Origin of the sequence: Paenibacillus residui (assembly GCF_042677205.1) — a bacterium.
Taxonomy (GTDB): Bacteria; Bacillota; Bacilli; order Paenibacillales; family NBRC-103111; genus Paenibacillus_L; species Paenibacillus_L residui.
Genome location: NZ_JBHTIU010000039.1, coordinates 272,793 through 297,983, shown reverse-complemented (window position 1 = coordinate 297,983; position 25,191 = coordinate 272,793). Strand labels below are relative to the sequence as shown.

The following is a 25,191-nucleotide window of genomic DNA, read 5'->3' as shown; positions in this document are numbered from 1 at the left end:
CGGTGGGTCAAACAGAGAAAATCAAAGTGGAACGATTAAATTTGCATTATGGAACAAACCAGGCTTTGTACGATATTGAAATGAACATTCCGGAAAATTCGATTTGTGCCTTGATCGGGCCTTCCGGCTGCGGGAAATCCACCTTCCTGCGGACGCTGAACCGGATGAACGACCTTATTGAGGGCGTCAAAATAACCGGGGAAGTCAAGGTTGACGGCCGTAATATTTACTCGCCGGACACCGATGTCGTCTCCTTGCGCAAGCGGGTGGGGATGGTTTTCCAGCGGCCGAATCCTTTTCCCATGAGCATATTTGATAATGTGGCTTATGGACCGCGAATTCACGGAACGAAGAAGAAGGCTGTCCTTAACGAAATTGTGGAGCGCAGTCTGAAGCAGGCGGCTCTATGGGATGAGGTCAAGGACCGTTTGCACAAATCCGCGCTGGGCTTGTCCGGAGGACAGCAGCAGAGGCTGTGCATTGCCCGTCTGCTGGCAGTGGAACCGGACGTTCTGTTGATGGATGAGCCGACCTCGGCCCTCGATCCGATTTCCACCTTGAAGGTGGAAGAATTGACGCAAAATCTGAAAGAACGGTACACCATTATCATTGTTACTCACAACATGCAGCAGGCCGCCCGGATTTCCGATTATACTTCATTTTTCCTGAACGGGTATTTGGTGGAGACGGACAAAACCGACAAAATGTTTACGGCCCCGGGAGATCAGCGTACGGAAGATTATATCACTGGCCGATTCGGCTAAAGGACCGGCGGAGGAAATTTAGGAGGGAGAAGAAATGGATACTCGCCCGAATTACCGGCAATCGTTGGCTGAATTGCAGCGATATCTGATGAAGATGGGAAACGAGGTCGAGCAGCAGATCCAACAGGCTGTTCAATCCTTGACCGATCTGGATGAGCGGAAAGCGAAGGAGACTGTGAGCCGCGACGATTCGATCGATGATATGATGATGAGAATTGAAGAGCGCTGTTTACGGCTTATCGCCCTGCAGCAGCCTATGGCTACGGATTTAAGAATTATTGGCATGACGCTGAAGATCGCCATCGATTTGGAACGGATTGCCGATCATGCGGTCGATATCGCCAAGGTTACGCTTCGATTGTCCGGTGAGAAGCTGGTCAAACCGCTCGTCGACATTCCAAGGATGGCCGAAGCCGCCATGGGGATGGTCAAGGACAGCTTGCTGGCCTTTACCGAGAGAGATATCCAGCGTGCGGCCGCCCTGGCCGAGCAGGATGATGTTGTCGACCATATCTACAGCTCCATGCTCCAGGAAATTACCGGCATGCTGGGCAAGGAACCTTCATCGAACCGGCAATGGATCCACCTTCTTCTGGTCGCCAATTATTTGGAACGGGTAGCCGATCATGCGACCAATATCGGAGAAGGAGTCATTTATCTGGTCACCGGCAAGCGCAAAGATCTCAATTTGTAATCCGGTCAGATTACAGCAGCACTGTCAATTGTTCGAGTTTACGAATAACGGCTACTTTTTTGCTCCCTATTTTTCTGAGGGAGCTTTTGTCTTTATGCCCGGGATTTAACCAGATCGCATCCATACCGGCACGGAGCGCACCGATTACATCGTTGGGCCATGAATTCCCGACCATAAGCGCCTGTTTGGGAGTGACCTTCATAGCCTGCATGGCATGGACGAAGATAGCCGCATGGGGCTTGCGCTTATCTTTCTGCTGGGAAGTGAATAAGTGTTCGGGAGGGAAAAATTTGTCCAGCCCGAGAGCGGTTAAATGCCGCTCCTGCTTCTCTCGCCGGCCGTTGCTGATGATGGCCAGCCGATAGCGGGGAGCCAAGTATTCCAAAGTATCGAGAACTCCCGGAAACAGCTTGGGCGATTGCTGCGCTCTTGCGTCGATCCGCTGCAGCAAGGATTGAATAAAGGATGGCTCCTGAGGGAGAGGGAGCGGTTTCAAAGCAGCGGCAAGAGAGCTTTGCCTTAACTGCAGACGGGAAGCGGAGGTACGTTTTTTGGAGCCGGCTCTCGATTTGTATTCGGAGTGAAACTTCGCCAGCGCCTGCCTGGCTATCCCATCTCTCTCAACGGAAAACCAACGGTCTGTGTATTCCTGCAGCACTTCGATGAAGCTTTCGTTATAGGCCGAGTCGGGGTCAAGCAAGGTTTGATTCATATCGAAGAAGATGACCCTCTTCCTCTCCGGCGTAAATAAACGTTTCAATTAACGTTCACCTCGGGCGTCGAATTTTGTAACTGCTCACTCTATCCCTATGCGGGCTTCAACTAATTTATCCTGCCGCTTTCATGCCCTGTCTATCGTATGCTATGATGAAATAAGAATGAATAATGGGGTGTGTGCGCATGAGCAAATTAATATTAATTGATGGTAATAGCATTGCCAACCGCGCTTTCTACGCTTTACCCTTGTTGACCAATTCGAGCGGACTGCACACCAATGCCGTCTACGGATTTACGACCATGCTGCTCAAATTGATCGAGGAGCAGCAGCCGACGCATTTCATGGTCGCCTTCGATGCCGGCAAGGTTACGTTCAGACATAAAGATTATAAAGAATATAAAGGCGGAAGAGCGAAGACGCCGCCTGAGCTGTCCGAGCAGTTTCCCCTGCTCAAAGAGCTGCTCCAAGCCTTCGGAATCACTCAATTTGAACTGGAAGGATACGAAGCGGACGATATTATCGGAACCCTGACCCGTCAAGCGGATGAACAGGGCATTAACGTGCTGGTAGTTACCGGGGATAAGGACATGCTGCAGCTGGCATCCCCGCAGGTCACTATCGCCCTGACGCGCAAGGGCATAAGCGAGGTAGAATTGTACGATCCTGCAGCCATTGAGGAGAAGTACGGTCTTAAGCCTCTGCAAATTATTGATTTGAAGGGTCTGATGGGCGATTCCTCCGATAATATACCGGGAATTCCCGGTGTGGGAGAGAAGACCGCGCTCAAGCTGCTTCATCAATATGGCAGTGTGGAAGAAGTGCTTGCCCATGCGGACGAATTGAAGGGCAAGATGCAGGAGAAGGTTAAGACTCATGCGGAGGATGCCCGGATGAGCAAGGAGTTGGCCACCATCTTCCGGGAGGTCCCGATGGAGTTGACCTTGGACGAGATGGCGTACTCCGGAAGCGAGGGACAAGCACTCGCTTCTATGTTCCAGAAGCTGGAATTCAAATCTTTGCTGGATAAGATGGATTTCACCGCCGAGGAAGCGGGAGAAGAGCCGGCTGAGGAGCTTGAATGCCAATGGGTGGATACGTCAGCCGCCGCTGCCTTCGCGGACAAGCTGAAGACGGTAAGCGCCATCTATGTGGAAGTGATCGGGGACAATCCGCATTATGCGGAAGTGGTCGGCATTTCCTTCTATGACGGAGAGACCGCCTATTATGCTCCTCTCGATGTGATTCTGTCGGAGGAAGGGGCGCCGATTCGCGCTTGGTTGTCCGACCCTTCGAAGAAGGTGGCATCGTACGATGTGCATCGGGCGGATGTGGCGCTGTCCTGGCAAGGCATAGAGCTGCGAGGCTGCTCGTTCGACGTGCAGCTCGCCGGTTATTTGCTGGATCCGACGGAAGCGAGCCATACGTTAGCCGCTATTGCCTCCAAATTTTCCGTCGGTGGGCTGAAGGAAGACGAAGCGGTGTACGGCAAGGGGGCTAAATTCAAGCTGCCGGATTCGGAGACGCTGAATAACCATCTTGGGCGCAAAGCGGAAGTGATCGCCAGGGTAACCCCGGTTCTGGAGAAAGCTCTGGAGGACAGCGAGATGGCCAAGCTGTTCCATGAGCTTGAGCTTCCTCTGTCCGCCGTGCTGGCCGGGATGGAGAAGCAAGGAATTCTCGTACACTCGGAAGAGCTGAGGACGCTTGGGGTCGAGCTGAATGAGCGCATCCAGGATTTAATGAAGACCATCTATGACTTGGCCGGAGGAGAATTCAATATCAACTCTCCCAAGCAGCTGGGCGAGGTTCTGTTTGACAAGCTGCAGCTTCCCGTGATCAAAAAAACGAAAACCGGTTATTCCACCGATGCGGAAGTGCTGGAGAAGCTGGCTTCGCGCCACGAAATTGTGCAGCATTTGCTTAATTACCGCCAACTGGCCAAGCTCCAGTCAACTTATATTGAGGGGCTGTTAAAAGAAGTTAACGAACAGACCGGAAAAATTCACACTTATTATAAACAAACGATTGCAGCCACCGGCAGACTCAGCAGCCAATACCCGAACCTGCAGAACATTCCCATCCGGCTGGAGGAAGGCCGCAAAATCCGTAAAGTCTTCGTTCCGTCGGAACCCGGCTGGTCTATTCTCGCGGCCGACTACTCGCAGATTGAGCTGCGGGTGCTCGCTCATATTTCGCAGGACGAGAAGCTGATGGAAGCTTTCCATCATAATATGGACATTCATACCAAGACGGCAATGGACGTATTCGGAGTTGCTGAGGAAGACGTGGATTCCAACATGCGCCGCTCTGCGAAGGCCGTTAATTTCGGAATTGTATATGGAATCAGCGATTACGGACTATCGCAAAATTTGGATATTACCCGAGCGGAAGCGGCCCGGTTTATCGAGCAGTATTTTTCCGTCTTCCAGGGGGTTCGCCGATATATGGAAGAGATTGTAATGAAAGCCCGCAAGGACGGCTTCGTAACGACCCTTCTCCAGAGGCGCCGTTATTTGCCGGAAATTAATGCGTCCAACTACAATCTTCGCTCCTTCGCGGAACGCACCGCCATGAACACGCCGATCCAAGGGACGGCAGCGGATATTATCAAGCTGGCCATGGTCCAGATCGCCGACCGCTTGAAGCGGGAGAAGCTGGCCAGCCGCATGCTGCTGCAGGTTCATGACGAGCTGGTGTTCGAGGTGCCTGATAATGAATTGGAGACTATGAAGCAGCTGGTTCCTGAAATGATGGAAAAAGCGATTAATCTGGACGTACCGCTGCGGGCCGATGTAAGCTGCGGAAGGAACTGGTACGAGGCCAAGTAGCCGGCCGGGTGGCAATCGCCCCGGTGTTGAGGTATGCTCAGTAATGTGAAGAACTGAATGGCCGGAGGTGAACAAGATGCCAGAGCTTCCAGAGGTAGAAACTGTAGTTCAAACATTAAACAAGCTCGTTAAAGGAAAGAACATCAACGAAGTCAGCGTCCATTTGGCGCGTATTATACAGCGGCCGTCCGACCCGGATGAGTTCTGTGCCATTCTGAGGGGAAGGTCTATACACAATATTGAGCGGAGAGGGAAGTTCATCCGTTTTCTTCTGGACGGTCTTGTTCTCGTCTCCCACTTGCGGATGGAGGGGCGCTATGGTCTCTACCAATCGGATGAACCGGTAGAGAAGCATACGCATGTTATTTTTCATTTTGATGACGGTACGGAGCTGCGCTACAAGGATGTGCGGCAATTCGGAACGATGCATTTATTCTCCCCCGGAGAAGAATTTGTCCAGCCTCCCTTGCATAAGCTTGGACTAGAGCCGCTCGGTCCCGAGTTTACGTTCGAGGCGTTCCGTGAGCAAATTTCTCCTCGCTCCACGAAAATCAAGCCGCTGCTGCTGAATCAGGAACGGATTGCAGGAATAGGCAATATCTATGCGGATGAAGCCTTGTTCAGGGCCGGTATTCATCCGGAACGAACGGCGGATTCCCTCACACGTAAAGAATTGCTCCGGCTGCATGAAGCGATCATAGAGACGCTTCAGGAAGCGGTGAGTGCCGGCGGGTCCTCTATCAAATCGTATGTCAACGGCCAAGGAGAAATGGGCATGTTTCAGCAGAGTTTGAATGTTTATGGCCGTAAGGATATGCCCTGCAACGAATGCGGACAGCTTGTTGCCAAAACCGTTCTTGGAGGAAGAGGGACGCATTACTGTCCTTCGTGCCAACCGTTAAAAAGGCGCAAAGTCCGCCGATAAACAGACCGGAGACGGGCCTGCTTCCCGCTTCGGTATCCGTCCATTCCTGCGATAAGCATGCAGTGGGCCCTGTATCCCGGGCATGCACAGAATAACGGCTTCTCCCATATGATGAAACTGACTCGCCTAACCGAGGACTTTATTCCCGGAATAGGAAAGGTCCCGTCAGGCGGGCGGTCTTCACGGGAGGGATGCAGGGATGATGGCGACATCATTAATCATATTGGCATTAGCTGTAAGCTTGGATGGGTTCGGTGTAGGGATTACATATGGTTTGAGACGGATCAGAATCCAGGCCTTCTCTATAATAATCATTGCTATTTGCTCCGGGTTGACCATTCTTCTATCCATGCAAATAGGGGGCTTGCTGTCCCGGCTATTTTCCCCGTCAGCAGCCAGTGCGCTAGGAGCCTTCATTCTGATCGGCATTGGAATCTGGTCTTTATATCAAATGCTGTCCAAAAAAGACGAGTCCAACGAAAATTCCGATTCCGGAAAACCGGAGCATGAGCCGGCGGCATCTTCATCTACCCATGTAAATAAAGCCATTGTCAGGATTGAACTCAAACGGTTGGGGCTGGTCATCCAAATTTTAAAAACCCCTTCGGCCGCTGATTTGGACCGTTCCGGGGTCATCTCCCCCTCAGAAGCGGCCTTGCTTGGCCTGGCTTTGTCTCTGGACGCTTTCGGGGCGGGTATAGGAGCGGCGTTATTAGGCTATAATCCTTATGTCACTTCTGCGGTTATCGCTATTTCCAGCGGTCTGTTTATTGCCGCGGGGCTTTATGCGGGCTTGCGTTTTGCGGGGTTTGGCTGGATGCGGAAATTATCGCTGCTGCCAGGTTGTTTTTTAATTATGATGGGGATTTCCAAGCTGTTTTGAAAAGACCGAGATGGGCGGGTAAGACACAGGCCGAAGGTTATATATGAAGCAACGGGATTTGTCTTATATTACTGTGTTTATAGACTATTATTGGGAGTGCAGCTTTTATGAATATAGGTTTGACTGGAGGAATAGCCAGCGGCAAATCAACCGTAGCCTCTATACTTGTTGAGCGGGGAGCGGTATTGGTTGATGCAGATCGGATTGCCCGGGAGGTAGTGCTTCCCGGAACCGAGCTGTTGGAGCAGGTTGCGAACCGTTTCGGACAAGCTATTCTTAATCCGGACGGTTCCCTGAACCGCAAGAAGCTTGGAGAAATCGTATTTGCGGATGACGCAGCGCGCAAAGATCTGGAGGGCTTGCTGCATCCGCAAATCCGATTGGGTATGAAACAAAGAATGCAGGAGGCGGAGGATACGGACCCCGGCCGATTGGTCGTTGTGGATGTGCCGCTTCTCTATGAATCCGGTCTTCAGCATATGTTCGAGCAGGTAATGGTGGTCTATGTTCCCCGTTCAAAGCAATTGGAGAGACTGATGGCGCGGGACGGAATTACCGCAGCACAGGCGGAGCAGAGACTAAACGCTCAGATGGATATCGAGAAGAAAAAAGAGCTGGCCGACATTGTTATTAACAATGAGGGAAGCTTGACGGATACGATACGACAAATTGACCACTTTATAGAAGGAAAGGGGCTCTGATGAAAAGAAGACGGAAGCGAAGCCGGTTATGGTTCGTACTTTCATTTATTGTAGTGATCGTTGTCTTATTCTACAACAGCAATTGGCTTGGCAAGCTCGTTCATCCGATTCACTACCAGAAGGAAATTTTTCAGTTTGCGGAGCAGAACGGATTGGACCCTTATTTGGTAGCCGCCATTATCCGGGTGGAAAGCAACTTTAATCCCGATGCGGAATCGAAGAAAGGTGCTGTCGGGCTGATGCAGCTAATGCCGGACACGGCCGACTGGATATTGGAGAAGGAAGGATTTAGCACGTATGATTTCAAAGATTTGCGAAATCCGGAGCTTAATATTCAGGCAGGCACGAGATATCTGAATTTCTTGTTTGAATATTTTAACAATAATCGATTTGAGGTATTGGCTGCATACAACGCGGGGCAGGGCAATGTGAAGAAGTGGAAGGAAAGCGGAATTTGGGACGGAACCTTGCAGGACGTGGATCGTATTCCATTCCGCGAAACTAAAAAATATGTCAGCTCTGTCGACTATTATTATAAGAAGTATATGGAAATCTACGCTAAAGAAAGGTAATATTGAAAGCATCGGACAAGCTCCGTAAGGAGCTCGCCGATGCATGAGGTACAAGACTAAAGAATTCCTTAACGGTTACCGCCAGACAGTTGTTGCTCAGCGATTTGTACCAGACGACGGGTGATATGACCTCCGATTGCACCTGCATCACGAGTAGCCATGTTACCCATGTAACCGTCTTGAGGAATGGCGATACCCAGTTCCTGAGCTACTTCGTATTTTAATTGATCCAATGCAGCGTTAGCTTGAGGAACAACCAATTGGTTGCTGCTCCGAGATTGTCCTTGTGCCATGTTGTTCACCTCCTTGTCGGTTGGTAATTCTATTATGTGCGCTTTGTTTGGGATCATAACAGGGAACGTCTGGTAAGAAGAATCGCAAATGGGAGAACGGGAAGAAGGAGGGACTCAAGTTGAAATGTCCATTTTGTGATCATTCGGGCACTAAAGTATTAGATTCGCGAGCCGCTAACGAGAATAAATCGATTCGCCGGCGCAGAGAATGCGAGAAATGCTTCCGCCGCTTTACAACGTTCGAGATGGTGGAGGAAACACCGCTAGTCGTCATCAAGAAGGATGGAAGCAGGGAAGAATTTAACCGCGAGAAAATTTTAAGAGGCTTGATCCGCGCTTGTGAGAAAAGGCCAGTTTCCATGGAAACATTGGAGAAGATGGTTTCCGAAGTGGAGAAACAGATTCGGAATACAGCCCGCAATGAAGTAGAAAGCCGGGAAATTGGCGAGATTCTGATGAACCAGCTCTATCCTGTGGATGAGGTGGCCTACGTTCGCTTCGCTTCAGTTTACCGGCAATTTAAAGATATTAACATGTTTATGAAAGAACTGAACCAGATCCTGACTAAGCACCAGCCGGATCCTAACGATGCCCCCTGAATAAATAACGCGGACACGGGTAATTTACGCGAGTCGCGTTATTTTTTTGTATAAAGAGCAGAACTCATCCCGGATTAAACAAATTAGGAGTTTCTCTCTTCCGGTAGAACACAACCGGCATCCGTGCATGCCGCACTGTCCTCTGATCCGCCGATGACGGTAAGCGGATTCTCTTCACCCCAGGCTTTCTGCAATGCCTCCAGGAACACTTCACTTGGCTGTGCCCCGGATACCGCGTATTTACGATTAATCACGAAGAAAGGAACGCCCCTTACGCCAATCTGGCTTGCTTCCCGTTCATCATTTCGCACTTCATCGGCATACTTGCTGCTGTCATTCAGAACCCGAAGGGCCTCCTCGCGATTCAGGCCGACTTCTGCGGCCAAGTCTGCTAATGTTTCATGATGGCCGACGTGCAGCCCATCGGTAAAGTGAGCTTTCAGCAATCGCTCGGTCAACTCTTTATTCTTGCCTTGGGAAGCCGCGTAATGAGTCAGACGATGAGCATCGAAGGTATTGGTCTGGATCGTGCGGTCGAAGTAGAAATCAAGGCCGACCGCCTTGGCTTGCTGCGCTATTTGGTTCGTATTGGCAATGGCCTGATCACGGCTCATTCCATACTTGGCCGCAAGCATGTCATATACGCTCGGATTGCCGTCACGGCTGGCATTGGGATCCAATTCAAAGCTCCTATAAATCACTTCTACCGATTCCTTATTGGCAAACTGCTGCAGCCCGGCTTCGAACCGGCGCTTGCCGATGTAACAGAACGGACATACATAATCCGACCAAATTTCCACTTTCATTTTTTTCTAACCTCCAAATTTTGATAATAATAAGTATGCACATGCGGTGAAAACTAAATTATAGCACCAATTGGATTATTCCTGACAGATCTTAACAAGGATTAGACGAAGGTACGGTTGAATTTGGTCAACAATTTTCCGAAGGTATGGCAATCTTCATCGGACCAATCCTTCAATTTTTCCGTTACCCTTGCTAATCTAGCCCGCTTGCTTTCATCCAGTTCCTTGGCTCCCAAATCCGTAATTTGCAGAGAGAAGGATCTTCGATCTTGGGGGTCTGGAGTTCTATAGATGTATCCCTTCTGCTCCAGGGCCGCAGCTTGCCTGCTGACTGTGGAAATATCCAACCGGAATTCGTCTGCGAGAGCCTTGACGCCGGCGGAACCGTGAGCAGAAATTTGATGCAATAACAGGTATGCGGACCGGTCGAGGGTTCCGATTTTCTTGTCAGACGCAATGGAATTGATATGACGAACCAGAATAGCCAGCTCCAGCTCTATAGTTTCCAACGATCTCGGGTCCAATTTTTGTATCACCTCACAACAGAAGCTGCTTAATGCTCATACTCATGGTAGCATAATGGTTCATTTTTTCAAATTACAGCTAATGAAAGCAGATTTATTGACATGAAAATATATAGTTGTATAATACAATAATGTAGTTTCATTATACAACTTATTTTGTTTTCTTTGAAATTTAACTTTAATCGGAGAGGAGCAGGTATATGTCATATCAGAATTCGACAGAAGGCAGTTCATCCAATGCGCCTCTTTATGAAGAGGGGAGCCTTCTTAAACAGCCCAAGGCGGTTTGGGCGGTATTTTTCGCATGTATTATTGCTTTCATGGGCTTAGGCCTGGTAGACCCGATTTTGCTGGCTATTGCCGATCAGTTGGAAGCAACCCCCAGTGAAGTCTCTTTGCTTTTTACAAGCTATAATGCGGTCATGGCGGTTGCCATGTTAATAACGGGAGCTATCTCATCGAGGCTCGGAATCAAGCTGACACTGCTCGCCGGTATAGTAATTATCGCAATTTTCTCCTGTCTCGGCGGCCTCTCTAATGGAATATGGCCTCTTATCGGTTTGAGGGGAGGCTGGGGGCTGGGCAACGCGCTGTTTGTCGCGACGGCTCTGACCGCGATTGTTACTTTGTCCAAATCCGGTACGGCTAAAGCTATTATTTTGTACGAAGCGGCGATTGGACTAGGCATTTCGATAGGTCCGCTGCTTGGCGGCGAGCTCGGTTCCATTTCTTGGAGAGGACCCTTCCTGGGAGTGGCCGGGTTGATGGTCATTGCTTTCGTCAGCCTGCTTATTCTTATGCCGAAATCCCAGGTACCGCAGGCCGGGAAGCTTCCAAAAACCTCACTGCTCGATCCGTTCCGGGCAATGAAACATCGATCTCTTGTCGTTCTTGGAGTAACGGCTTGCCTGTATAATTTCGGTTTCTTTACATTACTGGCTTACGCGCCATTCGTTATGGGCTTGAGTGAACGGGGATTAGGCTATGTATTTTTGGGATGGGGCTTATTGTTGGCAATAACATCGGTATTTATGGCGCCGAGGCTGCAGCAGAGGTTCGGAACGATTAAATCCATGTGTGCCATGCTGATCTTGTTTGGCGTAGACCTGCTGGCCATGGGCATCTGGACTTCTACTCAGTGGTTAATCATCGCGGCCGTTATCATCGCCGGAGCCCTGTTGGGGAACAATAACACACTCATCACCACGGCGGTAATGAATGCCGCTCCTGTCGAACGTTCCACCGCGTCCGCCGTATACAGTTTCCTTCGTTTTCTTGGCGGGGCGGTTGCGCCGTTCCTGGCAGGAAAGCTCGCGGAATGGTACAATCCCCATGTTCCTTTCGTAGTAGGTGCGGTTTTCGTAGTGCTGTCCGTTTTCTTTGTGCTGGCAAACCGAAAGCACCTCAACCATGTTGACGATATGGAATCCGGTCATTAATTTTCCAATATTTCAAAAGGGCTGCTTTTTGTCTTTGCAGCCCTTTTTTTCAATGGAGGATTTCAATTTATGAAGTTCGAAAATTTCTTAACTCATCCGATAACTGCAAGGCCAGACGGTCCAATTCTTCCGCCAGCTCCGTCAGCCGGTGGATGGAATGGCCCTGTTGCTCCACGGTGGCGGATACCTCTTCGGTCCCGGCTGCCGTTTCTTCCGTAATAGAGGTTGTCGTTTCCATGGCCTGCAGCATTCTCTCTTTCTGCTGTGTGGTGTCCAATATCGCCGCCGCAATGCTCCGAATCTGCTCCGTATTGGACTGAACGGTGCTCAGAATGGTTCGGAAAGCCGAGTCCGTATCCGATACAGCCGATTCCTGGCGCTGCATTAGGCGATGAGCCTCCTCAATCACGGTCATCGTATGCTTGGATTCGCGGCCGATTTCATCTATGATTTCGTCTATTCGGGCAACAGCGCTTTGGGATTGGTCGGCCAGCTTTCTGACTTCTCCGGCGACAACGGTAAATCCTCTGCCGGCCTCTCCGGCGCGTGCCGCTTCGATGGAAGCATTGAGCGCAAGCAAATTCGTCTGGGCGGAAATTTCGGATACCGTACCGATAATTTCGCTGATTTGCGCTGTCCGGTCGTTCAAAGTCGTTATCGCATCGACTATTTGTTCCATGGAACGGTTCGTGTGGGCTGATTGCTCCTTAAGCTCCATGACCGTATTCATTCCGTCCCTGGATACCATTTGCATTTGCTCTGATTCCGTCTCCAGAGACCGGCTCTGGGCTTCGATTTCGGTCAGCCGTTCAGCCAATTGATAGATCGCTTCCGAAGTTTGCTCCACCAATTCCGCTTGATGTCCCGCTCCCAGGGCAATCTGATCCACGGTTCTCGTAATTTCCGTGCTGGCTGCCTGATTTTCCTGCGAATTTGCGACCAGTGTCCGGGACGCTTCCTGCACTTTAGCCGAAATCCGATCGATGCCGCCAATCATGTTTCGTATTTTCATTACCATACTGTTAAATACCCCGGCCAGCTGTCCTAATTCGTCTTTGCGATCAAGCCGGATTTGCAGGTTCAAGTTCCCTTGCTCAACTTCTTTCATCGAATTCATCAAGCTATGGAGCGGTTTGGTTATTCGTCTGGCAAAAACGAAAGAAACAAGGACTACAATGATCAGCACGATAACCGTCATGATCGTAAGCGGCATAATCAATTGCTTGGCCTCTTGTTCAAACTCATTTACATAAACCGTTCCCGCCAGCTTCCAATCGGTCGTCGGATTGGTGGTGAAGCTGAATTTTTTATCTTCTCCGTAGAAGTTATAGGAGATGGTTCCTTGTTCGCCGGCCTCCATCATTTTAATATAATATTCTTCCTGCGTTACATCCGCCCCGTTTAATTGGCTGTCGGGATGATACAGGAAGGTTCCCTTATCATCGAACAATATAGCATATCCGGCATGGCCGATTTGAATATTTTTCACCAAATCGATCAACTCATTCAGCGTTATATCAATAGCCAGCACCCCCCACGGCTTTCCGTCCCGGACCAATGTTTTGGCGGCGCTTATGACCAGAGAGCCATCCGTGGCCGTTACATAGGGTTCCGTCCAGATCACCTGTCCTTCATTCCGGACGGCCTCCTCATACCAGGGACGCGTGCGCGGATCAAAGCCGGGTGGCAACGATTGTCCCTCAGGATACAGAAAAATATCGCCTTCCGCTGTGCCCAGATAGATATTTGTAATATCATTGTTGGCTGTATGATACATCCCGAACACAGACATTAAACCGGATTGATCCTCCGGCTGTTGAGAGAAACCGCCAACCACCCCGTTGTCGGAAATAGCCGTTAACTGGTTTTCGAATTTTCTGAAGAAACGCTCGAACATCCGGTTGGTTTCCTCGATGGAATATCCGACATTTTTGGTCAGTGTGTCTACAGTCATATTTACGCTGAAATAGTAACTCGCGGAGGATAGAATGACGGCCGCCAGCAGAGTTAGTGCCAGGAAAGGAATGAGAATTTGCTGCTGCAATTTTAAATTTTTCATACGTACCCCCGAAGTTTGAAGTGGTTGCGAATATTCTAGTTATTTAGTCGGAACAACTAGAAGTATTTTCTATTATATAGACGAAAAGACCTATAAAAATAGTCTATAGACGCAGGGAATTATGAAATTTTTGTTAATAAACTGTTTATTTTTTGTAATGTAAGGAATTTTCTATAAGAAATTAAGCAAAATATAAGTGGCGAGGTATAGGCTGCCTACAACTCATAATAATAAAGGGCTTGAAGGTCCGAACAGATTCAGGAGGCCACAATGAACGAGGGTAATCAGAAAACCGAGCATGATCTTACCTTGACTAACCGGCAAGGGCATCCCGTCACAAACAATCAAAATTTAAGAACGGTAGGAAATCGCGGTCCGGCAACTTTGGAAAACTATGATTTTATCGAGAAAATCAGCCATTTCGACCGTGAGCGCATCCCGGAGCGTGTGGTTCATGCCCGCGGAGCGGGGGCCCACGGCTACTTCGAAGCTTATGGAACGGTAGGGAACGAGCCTGTATCCAAATACACACGTGCCAAGTTATTTCAAGAGAAGGGCAAGCGCACCCCTGTATTCGTCCGGTTCTCGACCGTAATCCATGGCGGACATTCCCCGGAGACGCTTAGAGATCCCCGCGGATTTGCCGTTAAATTCTATACGGAGGATGGAAACTGGGATTTGGTGGGGAATAACTTGAAAATTTTCTTCATCCGCGATGCGGTCAAATTTCCGGATATGATCCATGCCTTTAAACCGGACCCGATTACGAATATTCAGGATTCTGAAAGGTTCTTCGACTTTTGCGCCAATTCTCCCGAAAGCTTCCACATGGTAACGTTTGTTTATTCCCCTTGGGGGATTCCGGCCAACTATCGTATGATGCAGGGCTCGGGCGTCAATACATATAAGTGGGTAAACAGCGAAGGGGAAGCCGTTCTGGTCAAATATCATTGGGAGCCCAAGCAGGGGATCAAAAATTTGACGATGAAGGAAGCTGCAGAAATTCAGGCAGTCAATTTCAATCATGCTACCCAGGATTTATATGAAGCGATTGAGCGCGGGGATTATCCGGAATGGGAGCTGCTGGTGCAGATCATGAGTGACGGGGAACATCCCGAGCTTGATTTCGACCCGTTGGACGACACGAAGCTGTGGCCTGAAGATCAGTTTCCGTGGCTGCCGGTCGGCAAAATGGTGTTAAACCGCAATCCGGAAGATTATTTCAACGAAGTAGAGCAAGTAGCCTTCGGTACGGGGGTGCTGGTGGACGGGCTGGATTTCTCCGATGACAAGATGCTTCAGGGTCGGACATTTTCCTATTCCGATACGCAGCGCTACCGTGTAGGCGCGAATTATTTGCAGCTGCCCATCAACTCGCCCAAGAAGAGGGTGGCCACCAACCAAAGCGGCGGCCAAATGCAGTACAGGGTGGACCGTGCCCCGGGGCAAAATCCTCATATTAACTATGAGCCATCGTTGCTGGGCGGCCTGAAGGAAGCTGAGCAGGCAGGGAAGGAATATACTCCCCAGGTCGAAGGCAGGCTGGTGCGCCAATCCATCGACCGGCAGAGCAATACGAAGCAGGCGGGTGAAACCTACCGCAGGTTCGAGGAATGGGAACGGGCCGAATTAATCGCGAATCTGGTGGCCGATCTTTCCCGCTGCGATAAACGAATACAGGATAAAATGATCGCTCTCGCAGAGGAAGCGGATGAAGAATACGGTCGCCGTCTGAGAGAGGGATTGGCGAATGCGCCGCAGGGCGGATCGAGTCAGAAGCCGCTCGGCAACAGGGAAGGGGACAAGGCTCCTCAGCAAGCCGTGGACAAAGGCCACGAGGCCGAGCCGTATTAAGTGAAACGCAATTTAGAAAAAAGCCCGCCTTGCAGTCGTTCTGCAGGCGGGCTATAAAGATTTGATAAGTGTCTGGCATCCTTGGCGAACCCGGATGGCCTCCAAGGCCTGTTTTTATTCTTCGCCTTGTCTTCCAGAGTAATAAGGCTCTCCCGGATCGAGATCGATAACAACTCGCCGAGGTGCAGCCAGCGCATATTGATGCTCGCATCGCCAGCGCATATCTTCGGTGAAGCCGATCGTCTCCCCGTCAGCGATAACATCTCCATTATTAAATAAATAATACCCGATATTAATTAAATGGTCGCCTACCTCGTTGGGGTCCAAATCGTAGAAGTGACACTGAATATCGGGGATGCCGAGAGCGGCAAGTCCTACCGTATCCATCAATCCTTCGGGGCGATTGCTGCCGGTTCCTTCCACATTGTAGAATCGTAAATTCATTGCGCCATATAAAGCGGCTCCTTCTTCCACTGCAGCCAAATACTCTTTGGGCTCAACCAGCTTGTCGCTCTCACGGAAGTAAATCGCATCGCAAGGCGCCGCTTCCAATATCGCTTTAAGGGCGCCAGTGAACAGCTCTAATCTCGATTTGGGATCAAGTCCGGAAGCCATCATGTCCGACATAAGTAATGAATGGCTGCACTCGCTTAGTGTCTGTGCGGCTTCCTTCCAATGCCAGCATTGCTGGATCGCTGTCTCATAGTCCGTGACCGGCCGGTTATCGATATTCATTAAGCTGGTCTGGGCGGGCATTTCTCCATCTGAATACCGAACCATATAGTTTAAATGGAAGAAATGCAGCAATTGCTCCTTTTCGGTTTCGTAGGCTTCCCAAACCGCTAGTCCGGCGGCATCGGCTTCCTCTAGTTCCGGCTGCTCCGTTTTGCCGGTGTAAAGCTCCATTTTCTTATAGAGTAAGTCCCGGTCAATCTCAGGCCGTTGTCTGTATTTAAGTTCAACCGTGTAAACCCGTGCAAATCCGAAATCCCTATCTTCTTCAAGCATATCGTTCATTTAACTTGTCTCCTTTGTCACCTTCATGATTGTTCGGCCCGTGTGCGATCTCCTTCATTTACTAAGTAAAAGAGTATGTATGGTTTTAGCGTCCCGCGAGCAAATCTTCCTTGCTGATGACAGATGAAAAGTATGGTTCATAACATTCCCATCCCCGTCAATGACTTCAATAATGTTATTCGTACGCTCTTATGCGCTGCGTTTGGCGGCCGCGGCCCGATTCGCATGCCGCTGCGACCAATAGGCCAGACTCATCGTGGCGAGCAGAAGGAGGCCTGTTGCCCAGAAGACGGCATGAATCGAGAACACGCCGCTAATGGCGCCGCCGACGAGCGGTCCCAGCATGCCGCCTAGTTGGTTCGCCGTCTGATTCAAGCTAAAGGCCCGTCCGCGGAACTCACTCTCCGTAGTGCGTACGACCAAGCCGTTTAGCGCCGGGAATACCGCACAGAAGAAAATACCGTACGCAAACCGGATAATAGAGAACCACCAGATGTTATGGAATGGAATTTGCAGCAAGGTTCCGATTCCTCCGGCTAGCAGACCGATAAGCAATATTTTGTGAAAACCTACCCGGTCGGCCAGCTTTCCCCAGCGGGGAGCGAACATAATGCTCGCGACTCCGACCAGCGAGAACACAATTCCTGCGGCCAGCGAAGCGTCCTTCGTCGGAATGCCAAGCTCGACTATGTAGAGCGGCAGTACCGGTTCGATCGTCATAACGGAAAACTGGGTGCATAACGTCAGCACGACAATGACGATAAACGGCTTGTTCTGCACCGCAATGCCGATCGTATGGATGATCGAGCTGCTGTCTTTGCTCGGCACGAAGGACTCCTCTTTCACCCAAAAAATAATGAGAATCGTCGCGATAAAGCAAAGCACCCCGGCGCTGCCGAATGCAATCCGGTTATCGAAAATTTTGGACAGTACGCCGCCCAGCATCGGTCCCATAATGCTTCCGGTTGCCGTAGCCGTTGATATCATTGACAGGGCATACCCTACCTTTTTCTCCGGAGTGTTCGTCCCCACAAGCGCTATCGCTCCTGGAATGAAGCCGGACAGCAAGCCTTGCAGCAGCCGAAGCACAAGCAATTGATATGGATTAGTCACGAATGCGGTCAAAAGATAAATAACACATAGGGCGATACCTGCCCGGATAATCATCGGCTTGCGCCCGTATTTATCTCCGATCGCGCCCCAGAACGGCGATGACACGGCCCCTGCCAAAAAAGCGCTGCTGAACAAGATGCCGGACCATAGCTCGATATGATCCTTCACCCCAATTTGCAGTAAAAACAGAGGCAGAAACGGAATGACCATCGAAAAGCTGGACGATACGATGAATGAGCCGAACCATAAGATCCATAAGTTTTTCTTCCATGTTTCCATACATGATCACTTCCGAAGTATTCTATTTGCCGCAGGTTACTGGCCGTTATAACTATGAGCAACGATTTCTATCGGGCCGAACTTTTTAATAGACTTTATTATACACCAATCCCCCCATTCTGCAATTTTCAATTAATCCATAAGCCTATTTCCAAGTATGCACAAGAAAAGATAGGCATTGAAACTTTAGGGCAATTTCACAAGCGAAAGCACCGCTCAAATGAACGGAATCGGATCAATCCTCAATTTCACAACTCTCAATTTCGCCTTGATTCTGAACAAATTTCAATGCTATACTCGAGTCAAACGGTCATGAAGCACATGCCGCTTTGATACTTAAAAGTATCGAGGCGGCATTTTTATTTTGTTTTGTGGAAAGGGGGCGAGCTTCATGTTTATGAAACAATATGAGATTTGGATGCAGAAGCAAATTGAACAGGAGAAGAACCATCGAAGACGTGAGTTGTTACAAAAAGGACTCAGCCACGGAACTGTGGAGTTGTTGCGTTCGATCTGGTATCCGGTTGTCGGTAACTTCGATCATTTGTATCCTGAATGGGAGGTCCGCGATTTCAATAATGGGTATCGGTATCTCGATTTGGCTTTCTTGCCAGGAGGTGCTAAAGGAGATATAGAAATTCAAGATTACCGATCGCATGCCAGAGATTTGGATACACGTCGTTTCAAAGACTTGTGTCGCAGACAAAGCTTGTTGTCGCTTGATGATTGGGTCTTTTTGCCGATTGCGTATTTGTCAATTCAAGAAGAACCGGAGTTTTGTAAGCAGTTAATCTTATCGTTCATTGGGAAGATTCTTTCGTTCGAGGTGGATGTCCGGCTGAACAGTATGGAGGCGGAAACAGTGCGATATGCGCGAAGACTTTTGAGGCCATTTACACCAACGGAGCTTGCGAGGCATCTTCGAGTAACTGATCGTTACGCCCGTAAGGTGCTGCATGACTTGGTGGAGAAACAACATTTGATAGTGGTTGGAGGAAAATTGAGATTTCGGACGTATCAGTTGAATATTGGCAGTAACTTAAGGACTTTAGGGGGATAAGGAAGGGAAGAGGAGAGGAAAGAGAAAGCCTGCGGAACTGAGAGACGTTATTCAACGAAATATCGCCATTTTTTAAAGTTAACGGAACTGTACGCCGTTATTGGCTGCAATTCGCGAAGTATTGCCATCGAAATAAGCAAATAACGGTACTAAGTTCCGTTAGGATTAAAATGCTGCCAAAATCAATGAAATAAGGTCGCTGACTTCCGCTACTGTCACCAGAGCCTGGGGCATGTCCGAATCCCGATTGAACTTGCTGACGAAGCTTATTCGAAGAAGACTCTTAGCGGAAGATTCAGACGCCGATTTCTTACCCCACAAAGTGAAGAGCCGCTTCGAAGTGAAATCCGACTACTTTGCCGGGGATCCCAGTAAACATTCATGCTGCGCGGACGAACCCCTGGGGTTCGCTCCCCCATAACCCAGTAACGAAGAAAGAGGCTGATCCCCAGGGATCAACCTCTTTCTTCGTTATGGAGCCTACTTCAAGGGGCATGTCCGAATCCCGATTGAACTTGCTGACGAAGCATATTCGAAGAGGACTTTTAGCGGAAGATTCAGACGCCGTGCTCCTCCGCTTCGCTCCGTCCGCGCGGACGAACCCCCGGGGTTCGCTCCCCCATAACCCAGTAACGAAGAAAGAGGCTGATCCCCAGGGATCAACCTCTTTCTTCGTTATGGAGCCTAGGGGGATCGAACCCCTGACCTCATCGCTGCCAGCGATGCGCTCTCCCAGCTGAGCTAAGGCCCCTCATGGCTACCTTTATCATTATATCCGGGAGCATACGGAAATGCAAGTCCGAACATTAAAGTTCTAAAATTCTAACAATTTCATTATTTCATTCATCTTTTAATGAGCTTCCGATTTTTAATGTTCGGCATATAACCCGGCGGCAATTGGGGATAATTTAAGAATACCCGTTTGCTTAATTCGATGATAATGGAACCTTCGGAAGGAGAGGGCATAATGGTTTTTTACATTTCGTTAATCCTTATCGGTTTGTTCGTATTATGGGGAGTGTTTTACCCGGAGCATCTTTCGGCTACAGCCAACGCAACATTCGAGTTTACTATAAGCACCTTCGGCTGGTTCTATTTATTGGTTACGCTAGGTTTTCTTATCTTTAGCTTATATATCGCCTTCAGTAAATACGGAACGATTCGGTTGGGGGATGACGACGATGAGCCGGAATACTCGAATATCAGCTGGTTTGCCATGTTGTTTAGCGCCGGAATGGGGATCGGCCTTGTCTTCTGGGGAGTAGCCGAACCACTTTCCCATTACCTGGTCCCTCCGGAAGGGGCGCTGGGGGGGACGGCCCAAGCCGCGCGGTTGGCCATGAGATATTCCTTCTTTCATTGGGGGCTTCATCCCTGGGCGATTTATTCCGTCATTTCACTAGCTCTGGCTTATTTCAAATTTCGTAAAGGCTACAGAGGGCTTATCAGCGCGACCTTTACTCCATTATTGGGAGATAGAGTGAATGGACCGATCGGCAAAGGAATCGATATCCTGGCCATACTGGCCACGGTATTCGGAGTGGCTACCTCCCTGGGACTCGGTACGCTGCAGATTGGAGGCGGCCTAAATCACTTGTTCCATATACCTAATGTGGTATGGACGCAAATCATCATTATAGCAGCGGTTACAGTTCTTTACTTGATTTCCGCGACTGCCGGACTGGATAAGGGGATCAAAACGATAAGCAACATCAATTTGCTCATAGCCGTAGGCTTGATGCTGTTTGTGCTAATGACGGGCCCCACTTCGTTCATATTTGATACGTTTACCTCCACGCTCGGAGGATATTTGCAAAATGTCGTTCAGATGAGTTTAAGGCTGTCGCCTTTCACCGAAAGCACATGGATCGGCACATGGACCTTGTTTTATTGGTCGTGGTGGATTGCATGGGCTCCCTTCGTCGGAATGTTCATTGCCAGAGTATCCAAAGGCAGAACCATACGCGAATTTATTCTTGGGGTATTAATCATTCCCAGTGCATTCGGCTTTGTCTGGTTTTCCGTATTTGGCGCCACTGGCCTTAAGCTGGAAATCTTCGACGGGGCTCATCTGGCCGAAGCCGTGCAGCGGGATGTGACGAGTGCGTTGTTTATTATGCTGGAGCAGCTTCCTCTGGGGACAATAATAGCCGGTTTGGCGACAATATTAATCATTACGTTTTTTGTTACATCGGCCGATTCCGCCACCTTCGTTCTCGGGATGTTATCCAGCAAGGGGGCATTGAACCCTTCCGCCAAGGTTAAGCTGATATGGGGGGTTCTGCAATCGACCATTGCCGTCGTACTGCTCCTTAGCGGAGGGCTGAACGGTCTTCAGACGGCTTCCATTGTGGCAGCCCTTCCCTTTGCCTTGATTATGGTTTTTATGTGCTTTTCTATCCAAAAGGCGCTGAACGACGACTATAAGCAAATCCGCAAAAAAGAAAAGGAACGATTGAAAAAGCTGGAAGCTCTCCTTCTTAGGGAGCCCTAAGGTACGCTCCTAATACCCATAGGTTGCCTTTATGCCCGGGGTGGAGCTTCTGCGCTTCCCTCCGAAACGGATGAATATTGTCGAGGCGGCCTCGCTGGGCTTCTGCTCAACGCAGCACTTTTGTGAAAGAGGCCCCACCTATGATATGATGTTCAGCAGTACGCCCCCCAGTTAGTACAGCTCATTCTTATAGGGATTCACGGTCCAAAACGAGATCAGCCCAATGTACCAAGACTCCAAAAAGGGTATTCCATATTCAAGGGAGACTCATTATAATTTATTTTTAAACCCCTATTGCATACCTTAGGGGGGTATGGTAATATGAATATGTAACAAGGAGGGATTGCTCATGGATCACTTGATGGATGGCTTAATGGACGACACTCATGCCTGTGCTTCCGGAGATGAAAGGAAGAGTCATCATTCTGATAAAATCAAATCCAATCTGATTACCCGGCTGAACCGGATTGAAGGGCAAATCCGCGGAATTAAAGGGATGATTGAGAGAGATACTTATTGTGATGATGTACTTAACCAGATTGCCGCTATTCAGTCCGCATTGAATGGTGTAGGGAAGATGCTGTTGGAAGGGCATATGAGAAGCTGTGTGGTAGAAAGAATTCAAGAAGGCGATCATGATGTGATCGACGAGTTGTTAAAGACCGTCAATAAGCTTATGAAATAAATTACACGAATAAGGAGAGGTTTGTTATGAAATCCATCGTTCTGAAAGTGGAAGGAATGTCCTGCAATCATTGCGTTAATTCGATAGAAGGAGCATTGAAGAAAATTGGCGCTGCCGGTAAAGTCGATTTGGAGGGGAAGACCGTCGCGGTTGAATTTGACGAGTCCAAACTGACGGAAGATGCGATTAGAAGCGCCATTGAAGATCAAGGGTACGATGTAGCCTAACGTCGCTGGTTAGCCCAACCCCGGAGAGTAACGTCAGCCCGAGGGACGATGACATCAGCGATAGCTTAACTAATCCTGGCTTCGAGTGAACCAGTACGACGAAAGATTAATCTCAGAACATTGGGGAATTCTATAAATAACCTGTATGCTCCGTTCAGGAGCTTTTCTTCCCTCAATTATATACCCTACTGGGGTATGGTGTTTACTTACCTAGAGAGGTGTTTCCGATGGATGCCAAAGAAGCAGTAAAATCAACTAAAAATACGACCTACCAAATAACGGGGATGACCTGTGCAGCATGTGCTAATCGAATCGAAAAAGGATTGGCCAAAATGGACGGAGTCGAGTCGGCCAACGTCAATTTTGCCCTGGAAAAAGCAACGGTAGTGTATCATCCGGATAAAGTCGATTCCGAGCAGTTGGAGCATAAGATTCAGCAATTGGGTTACAACACCGTAAAGCAATCCGTTGAGCTGCAAATCTCCGGAATGACTTGTGCCGCCTGCGCGTCCCGAATTGAAAAGGGGCTGAACAAGCTGCCGGGCGTCACCAAAGCGACGGTTAATTTCGCTTTGGAAACGGCGCATGTCGATTATTCGGAAGATGAGGTAAAGCTGGAAGATTTGCAGAGGAAGGTCGAAGACCTGGGCTATAAGGCTGTTTTGAAGGAAGAAGCGGCCGGGACCGATCACAGGAAAAAGGAAATCAAAATTCAGCTAACGAAATTGATTGTTTCGGCGATATTATCGCTGCCGCTGTTATGGTCGATGGTCAGCCATTTCCGGTTTACTTCGTTTATCTGGATTCCAGATTTATTTATGAATCCCTGGTTCCAGTTCGCTCTGGCAACCCCCGTTCAATTTATTATTGGATGGCAGTTTTATGTCGGAGCTTACAAGGCTCTACGGAACAAAAGCGCGAATATGGATGTGCTTGTAGCACTCGGGACATCCGCGGCTTATTTCTACAGTCTCTATCTAACGACCAGATGGAGCGGCAATGCGCATCATTCGGTTGAACTGTATTATGAAACAAGTGCCGTCCTTATTACGCTAATTATTCTCGGTAAAGTGTTCGAAGCGTTGGCCAAGGGCCGGACATCCGAAGCGATCAAGAAGCTGATGGGGCTTCAAGCCAAGTCGGCTCGTGTGCTGCGCGATGGACAGGAGATGGATGTTCCTGTCGAACAAGTGGTTGTCGGAGATATCGTCCTTGTGAAACCGGGGGAGAAAATTCCGGTAGACGGCGAAGTGTTGGAAGGACAATCAGCCGTCGACGAATCGATGCTGACCGGAGAGAGCATACCGGTAGAGAAGCATGCCGGAGACCGGGTCATCGGTGCGACCTTGAACAAAAATGGTTCTCTTCGCTTCCGGGCAACCCAGGTAGGGAAAGAGACGGCGTTGGCACAAATTATAAAAGTCGTGGAGGAAGCCCAAGGCTCGAAGGCTCCTATTCAAAGAGTGGCCGACCGGATTTCGGGAATATTTGTACCGATTGTCGTTGGCATTGCTCTTGTCGCTTTTCTCTTATGGTACTTTATCATCGATCCGGGACAGTTTGCCGGTGCGCTGGAGAAAGCGATCGCTGTACTCGTTATCGCTTGTCCTTGTGCTCTCGGGCTGGCGACCCCTACCTCGATTATGGCCGGGTCCGGCCGGGCGGCGGAAGCCGGAATTCTGTTCAAGGGAGGAGAGCATCTGGAATCCGTTCACCGGATTACAACCGTTGTTCTCGATAAGACAGGGACCGTCACCAAAGGCAAGCCGGAGCTGACGGATGTGTTACCGGCTTCGGGTGTGGAGCGTATACGGTTCCTTCAATGGCTCGGAGCGGCCGAGAGATTGTCGGAGCATCCCTTGGCGGAAGCCATCGTTGCGGGAATTTCCGAGCAAGGGATAGCGATGCCGGAGGCACAGCAGTTCGAAGCGGTTCCCGGATACGGGATCCGTGCCAAGGTCGAAGATCGAGACCTTCTGGTCGGGACTGTGAAACTGATGGATCGGTTCGACATATCCATTCCTTCCGAAGCGATAGAGGAGAAGGAAAGAATGGAGAACACCGGCAAGACAGTCATGCTTGCAGCCGCAGACGGACGTTATGCGGGCATGGTGGCAGTGGCCGATACGCTCAAGGAGACCTCGCGGGAGGCTGTAGCGCGGCTGCGGGAGATGGGGCTCACCGTCATTATGCTCACAGGCGATAACGAGAGAACGGCTCAAGCGATTGCCAAGCAGGCAGGGATAGACCGCGTCCTGGCCGAAGTGCTGCCTGAGGAGAAAGCAGAGCAGGTGAAGAAGCTTCAAGCGGCAGGGGAGAAAGTCGCTATGGTCGGGGATGGCATCAACGATGCTCCGGCATTGGCGACAGCGGATATCGGCATGGCTATCGGGACCGGAACGGATGTCGCTATGGAAGCTGCGGACGTAACGTTAATGAGAGGCGATCTGAAGAGCATACCGGACGCCATCTATATGAGCCGCAAAACGATGAATAATATCAAGCAGAATCTGTTCTGGGCATTGGCCTACAATTCTCTCGGCATCCCGATTGCGGCAGCGGGTTTCCTCGCGCCATGGGTAGCCGGAGCCGCCATGGCACTTAGCTCGGTATCCGTAGTATTAAATGCTTTAAGATTGCAGAGGGTAAAGCTGTAA

22 protein-coding genes and 1 tRNA gene are annotated in these 25,191 nt (G+C 49.6%); 15 read left to right on the top strand and 8 right to left on the bottom strand.

Annotation, left to right across the window (positions count from 1 at the left end):
• Window positions 1–2 precede the first annotated feature (2 nt).
• Together pstB and phoU are read left to right on the top strand one after the other, a co-directional pair.
• Window positions 3–764: a phosphate ABC transporter ATP-binding protein PstB gene (gene pstB / locus ACFQ03_RS13395; protein ID WP_144932136.1), complete on the top strand. Its 762-nt coding sequence runs from the start codon at window positions 3–5 to the stop codon at window positions 762–764.
• A 34-nt stretch (window positions 765–798) separates the two neighbouring features.
• On the top strand, window positions 799–1,458 hold the full coding sequence (phoU, locus tag ACFQ03_RS13390) for a phosphate signaling complex protein PhoU (protein WP_144932134.1): 660 nt from the start codon (window positions 799–801) through the stop codon (window positions 1,456–1,458).
• A gap of 10 nt (window positions 1,459–1,468) precedes the next feature.
• Here phoU and ACFQ03_RS13385 read toward each other — a convergent pair whose 3' ends face one another.
• Entirely contained in the window at window positions 1,469–2,218 is a 750-nt protein-coding gene (locus ACFQ03_RS13385; protein WP_144932132.1) for an HAD family hydrolase, read from the bottom strand.
• A 140-nt stretch (window positions 2,219–2,358) separates the two neighbouring features.
• Between ACFQ03_RS13385 and polA the strand changes: the two genes are divergently transcribed.
• From polA to ACFQ03_RS13360, 5 genes are all read left to right on the top strand, one after another.
• On the top strand, window positions 2,359–5,004 hold the full coding sequence (gene polA, locus ACFQ03_RS13380; protein ID WP_144932130.1) for a DNA polymerase I: 2,646 nt from the start codon (window positions 2,359–2,361) through the stop codon (window positions 5,002–5,004).
• Window positions 5,005–5,080: 76 nt separating this feature from the next.
• Window positions 5,081–5,929: a DNA-formamidopyrimidine glycosylase gene (mutM, locus tag ACFQ03_RS13375; protein WP_144932128.1), complete on the top strand. Its 849-nt coding sequence runs from the start codon at window positions 5,081–5,083 to the stop codon at window positions 5,927–5,929.
• A 199-nt stretch (window positions 5,930–6,128) separates the two neighbouring features.
• Entirely contained in the window at window positions 6,129–6,812 is a 684-nt protein-coding gene (gene ytaF, locus ACFQ03_RS13370) for a sporulation membrane protein YtaF (protein ID WP_379288658.1), read from the top strand.
• 107 nt (window positions 6,813–6,919) lie between these two features.
• The gene (coaE, locus tag ACFQ03_RS13365) at window positions 6,920–7,513 is read left to right on the top strand and encodes a dephospho-CoA kinase (protein WP_150959532.1); all 594 of its coding nucleotides are present in this window, start codon (window positions 6,920–6,922) and stop codon (window positions 7,511–7,513) included.
• Window positions 7,513–8,085, top strand: coding sequence for a lytic transglycosylase domain-containing protein (locus ACFQ03_RS13360; protein WP_144932122.1), 573 nt, complete (start codon window positions 7,513–7,515; stop codon window positions 8,083–8,085). The genes coaE and ACFQ03_RS13360 overlap by 1 nt, the downstream gene beginning before the upstream one ends.
• A 68-nt stretch (window positions 8,086–8,153) precedes the next feature.
• Here the strand turns inward: ACFQ03_RS13360 and ACFQ03_RS13355 are convergent, their stop codons facing one another.
• Window positions 8,154–8,378, bottom strand: a complete 225-nt coding sequence (locus ACFQ03_RS13355; RefSeq protein WP_150959533.1) for an alpha/beta-type small acid-soluble spore protein — start codon at window positions 8,376–8,378, stop codon at window positions 8,154–8,156.
• 119 nt (window positions 8,379–8,497) lie between these two features.
• Between ACFQ03_RS13355 and nrdR the strand changes: the two genes are divergently transcribed.
• A complete protein-coding gene (gene nrdR, locus ACFQ03_RS13350) occupies window positions 8,498–8,977 on the top strand; it encodes a transcriptional regulator NrdR (RefSeq protein ID WP_144932118.1) in 480 nt (159 codons plus the stop codon).
• Between the two features lie 83 nt (window positions 8,978–9,060).
• Here the strand turns inward: nrdR and ACFQ03_RS13345 are convergent, their stop codons facing one another.
• Window positions 9,061–9,783, bottom strand: a complete 723-nt coding sequence (locus ACFQ03_RS13345) for a DsbA family oxidoreductase (protein ID WP_379288655.1) — start codon at window positions 9,781–9,783, stop codon at window positions 9,061–9,063.
• A 101-nt stretch (window positions 9,784–9,884) separates the two neighbouring features.
• Window positions 9,885–10,307 (bottom strand): MarR family winged helix-turn-helix transcriptional regulator, encoded by a 423-nt coding sequence (locus ACFQ03_RS13340; RefSeq protein WP_144932113.1) that lies wholly within the window; start codon window positions 10,305–10,307, stop codon window positions 9,885–9,887.
• A gap of 200 nt (window positions 10,308–10,507) precedes the next feature.
• On the opposite strand from ACFQ03_RS13340, the gene ACFQ03_RS13335 reads away from it, so the two are divergent.
• Window positions 10,508–11,746, top strand: a complete 1,239-nt coding sequence (locus ACFQ03_RS13335) for an MFS transporter (protein ID WP_379288652.1) — start codon at window positions 10,508–10,510, stop codon at window positions 11,744–11,746.
• A 67-nt stretch (window positions 11,747–11,813) separates the two neighbouring features.
• Here the strand turns inward: ACFQ03_RS13335 and ACFQ03_RS13330 are convergent, their stop codons facing one another.
• The gene (locus tag ACFQ03_RS13330) at window positions 11,814–13,805 is read right to left on the bottom strand and encodes a methyl-accepting chemotaxis protein (protein WP_379288650.1); all 1,992 of its coding nucleotides are present in this window, start codon (window positions 13,803–13,805) and stop codon (window positions 11,814–11,816) included.
• A gap of 270 nt (window positions 13,806–14,075) precedes the next feature.
• Between ACFQ03_RS13330 and ACFQ03_RS13325 the strand changes: the two genes are divergently transcribed.
• Entirely contained in the window at window positions 14,076–15,659 is a 1,584-nt protein-coding gene (locus tag ACFQ03_RS13325; protein ID WP_144932107.1) for a catalase, read from the top strand.
• A gap of 114 nt (window positions 15,660–15,773) precedes the next feature.
• Here ACFQ03_RS13325 and ACFQ03_RS13320 read toward each other — a convergent pair whose 3' ends face one another.
• Complete coding sequence (locus tag ACFQ03_RS13320; protein WP_379288648.1) at window positions 15,774–16,676, bottom strand: DUF4261 domain-containing protein; 903 nt, start codon at window positions 16,674–16,676, stop codon at window positions 15,774–15,776.
• A 189-nt stretch (window positions 16,677–16,865) separates the two neighbouring features.
• Window positions 16,866–18,068 carry an MFS transporter gene (locus tag ACFQ03_RS13315; protein WP_150959540.1) on the bottom strand — a complete coding sequence of 401 codons (1,203 nt, stop codon included), beginning with the start codon at window positions 18,066–18,068 and terminating at the stop codon, window positions 16,866–16,868.
• Between the two features lie 391 nt (window positions 18,069–18,459).
• Between ACFQ03_RS13315 and ACFQ03_RS13310 the strand changes: the two genes are divergently transcribed.
• The gene (locus ACFQ03_RS13310) at window positions 18,460–19,128 is read left to right on the top strand and encodes a transcriptional regulator (protein ID WP_144932100.1); all 669 of its coding nucleotides are present in this window, start codon (window positions 18,460–18,462) and stop codon (window positions 19,126–19,128) included.
• 678 nt (window positions 19,129–19,806) lie between these two features.
• On the opposite strand, the gene ACFQ03_RS13305 is transcribed toward ACFQ03_RS13310, so the two are convergent.
• Window positions 19,807–19,879 (bottom strand) — tRNA-Ala (locus tag ACFQ03_RS13305).
• A gap of 216 nt (window positions 19,880–20,095) precedes the next feature.
• On the opposite strand from ACFQ03_RS13305, the gene ACFQ03_RS13300 reads away from it, so the two are divergent.
• The 4 genes from ACFQ03_RS13300 (at window position 20,096) to ACFQ03_RS13285 (ending at window position 25,191) form a co-directional block, all read left to right on the top strand.
• Window positions 20,096–21,622 carry a glycine betaine uptake BCCT transporter gene (locus tag ACFQ03_RS13300; RefSeq protein ID WP_379288645.1) on the top strand — a complete coding sequence of 509 codons (1,527 nt, stop codon included), beginning with the start codon at window positions 20,096–20,098 and terminating at the stop codon, window positions 21,620–21,622.
• A gap of 373 nt (window positions 21,623–21,995) precedes the next feature.
• Complete coding sequence (locus tag ACFQ03_RS13295) at window positions 21,996–22,307, top strand: metal-sensitive transcriptional regulator (RefSeq protein WP_144932248.1); 312 nt, start codon at window positions 21,996–21,998, stop codon at window positions 22,305–22,307.
• 26 nt (window positions 22,308–22,333) lie between these two features.
• Window positions 22,334–22,534 carry a copper ion binding protein gene (locus ACFQ03_RS13290; protein WP_144932096.1) on the top strand — a complete coding sequence of 67 codons (201 nt, stop codon included), beginning with the start codon at window positions 22,334–22,336 and terminating at the stop codon, window positions 22,532–22,534.
• 227 nt (window positions 22,535–22,761) lie between these two features.
• Complete coding sequence (locus ACFQ03_RS13285) at window positions 22,762–25,191, top strand: heavy metal translocating P-type ATPase (RefSeq protein ID WP_379288643.1); 2,430 nt, start codon at window positions 22,762–22,764, stop codon at window positions 25,189–25,191.

What these genes read in the sequence shown, in the direction of transcription:
- ACFQ03_RS13355 (WP_150959533.1), bottom strand. Translation starts at nt 8,378, where the DNA reads ATGGCACAAGGACAATCTCGGAGCAGCAACCAATTGGTTGTTCCTCAA.
- ACFQ03_RS13335 (WP_379288652.1), top strand. Translation starts at nt 10,508, where the DNA reads ATGTCATATCAGAATTCGACAGAAGGCAGTTCATCCAATGCGCCTCTT.
- ACFQ03_RS13330 (WP_379288650.1), bottom strand. Translation starts at nt 13,805, where the DNA reads ATGAAAAATTTAAAATTGCAGCAGCAAATTCTCATTCCTTTCCTGGCA.
- phoU (WP_144932134.1), top strand. Translation starts at nt 799, where the DNA reads ATGGATACTCGCCCGAATTACCGGCAATCGTTGGCTGAATTGCAGCGA.
- ACFQ03_RS13360 (WP_144932122.1), top strand. Translation starts at nt 7,513, where the DNA reads ATGAAAAGAAGACGGAAGCGAAGCCGGTTATGGTTCGTACTTTCATTT.
- ACFQ03_RS13310 (WP_144932100.1), top strand. Translation starts at nt 18,460, where the DNA reads ATGTTTATGAAACAATATGAGATTTGGATGCAGAAGCAAATTGAACAG.
- ACFQ03_RS13285 (WP_379288643.1), top strand. Translation starts at nt 22,762, where the DNA reads ATGGATGCCAAAGAAGCAGTAAAATCAACTAAAAATACGACCTACCAA.
- ACFQ03_RS13295 (WP_144932248.1), top strand. Translation starts at nt 21,996, where the DNA reads ATGGACGACACTCATGCCTGTGCTTCCGGAGATGAAAGGAAGAGTCAT.
- ACFQ03_RS13315 (WP_150959540.1), bottom strand. Translation starts at nt 18,068, where the DNA reads ATGGAAACATGGAAGAAAAACTTATGGATCTTATGGTTCGGCTCATTC.
- polA (WP_144932130.1), top strand. Translation starts at nt 2,359, where the DNA reads ATGAGCAAATTAATATTAATTGATGGTAATAGCATTGCCAACCGCGCT.
- ACFQ03_RS13345 (WP_379288655.1), bottom strand. Translation starts at nt 9,783, where the DNA reads ATGAAAGTGGAAATTTGGTCGGATTATGTATGTCCGTTCTGTTACATC.
- mutM (WP_144932128.1), top strand. Translation starts at nt 5,081, where the DNA reads ATGCCAGAGCTTCCAGAGGTAGAAACTGTAGTTCAAACATTAAACAAG.
- coaE (WP_150959532.1), top strand. Translation starts at nt 6,920, where the DNA reads ATGAATATAGGTTTGACTGGAGGAATAGCCAGCGGCAAATCAACCGTA.
- ACFQ03_RS13290 (WP_144932096.1), top strand. Translation starts at nt 22,334, where the DNA reads ATGAAATCCATCGTTCTGAAAGTGGAAGGAATGTCCTGCAATCATTGC.
- ACFQ03_RS13300 (WP_379288645.1), top strand. Translation starts at nt 20,096, where the DNA reads ATGGTTTTTTACATTTCGTTAATCCTTATCGGTTTGTTCGTATTATGG.
- ytaF (WP_379288658.1), top strand. Translation starts at nt 6,129, where the DNA reads ATGATGGCGACATCATTAATCATATTGGCATTAGCTGTAAGCTTGGAT.
- ACFQ03_RS13325 (WP_144932107.1), top strand. Translation starts at nt 14,076, where the DNA reads ATGAACGAGGGTAATCAGAAAACCGAGCATGATCTTACCTTGACTAAC.
- ACFQ03_RS13320 (WP_379288648.1), bottom strand. Translation starts at nt 16,676, where the DNA reads ATGAACGATATGCTTGAAGAAGATAGGGATTTCGGATTTGCACGGGTT.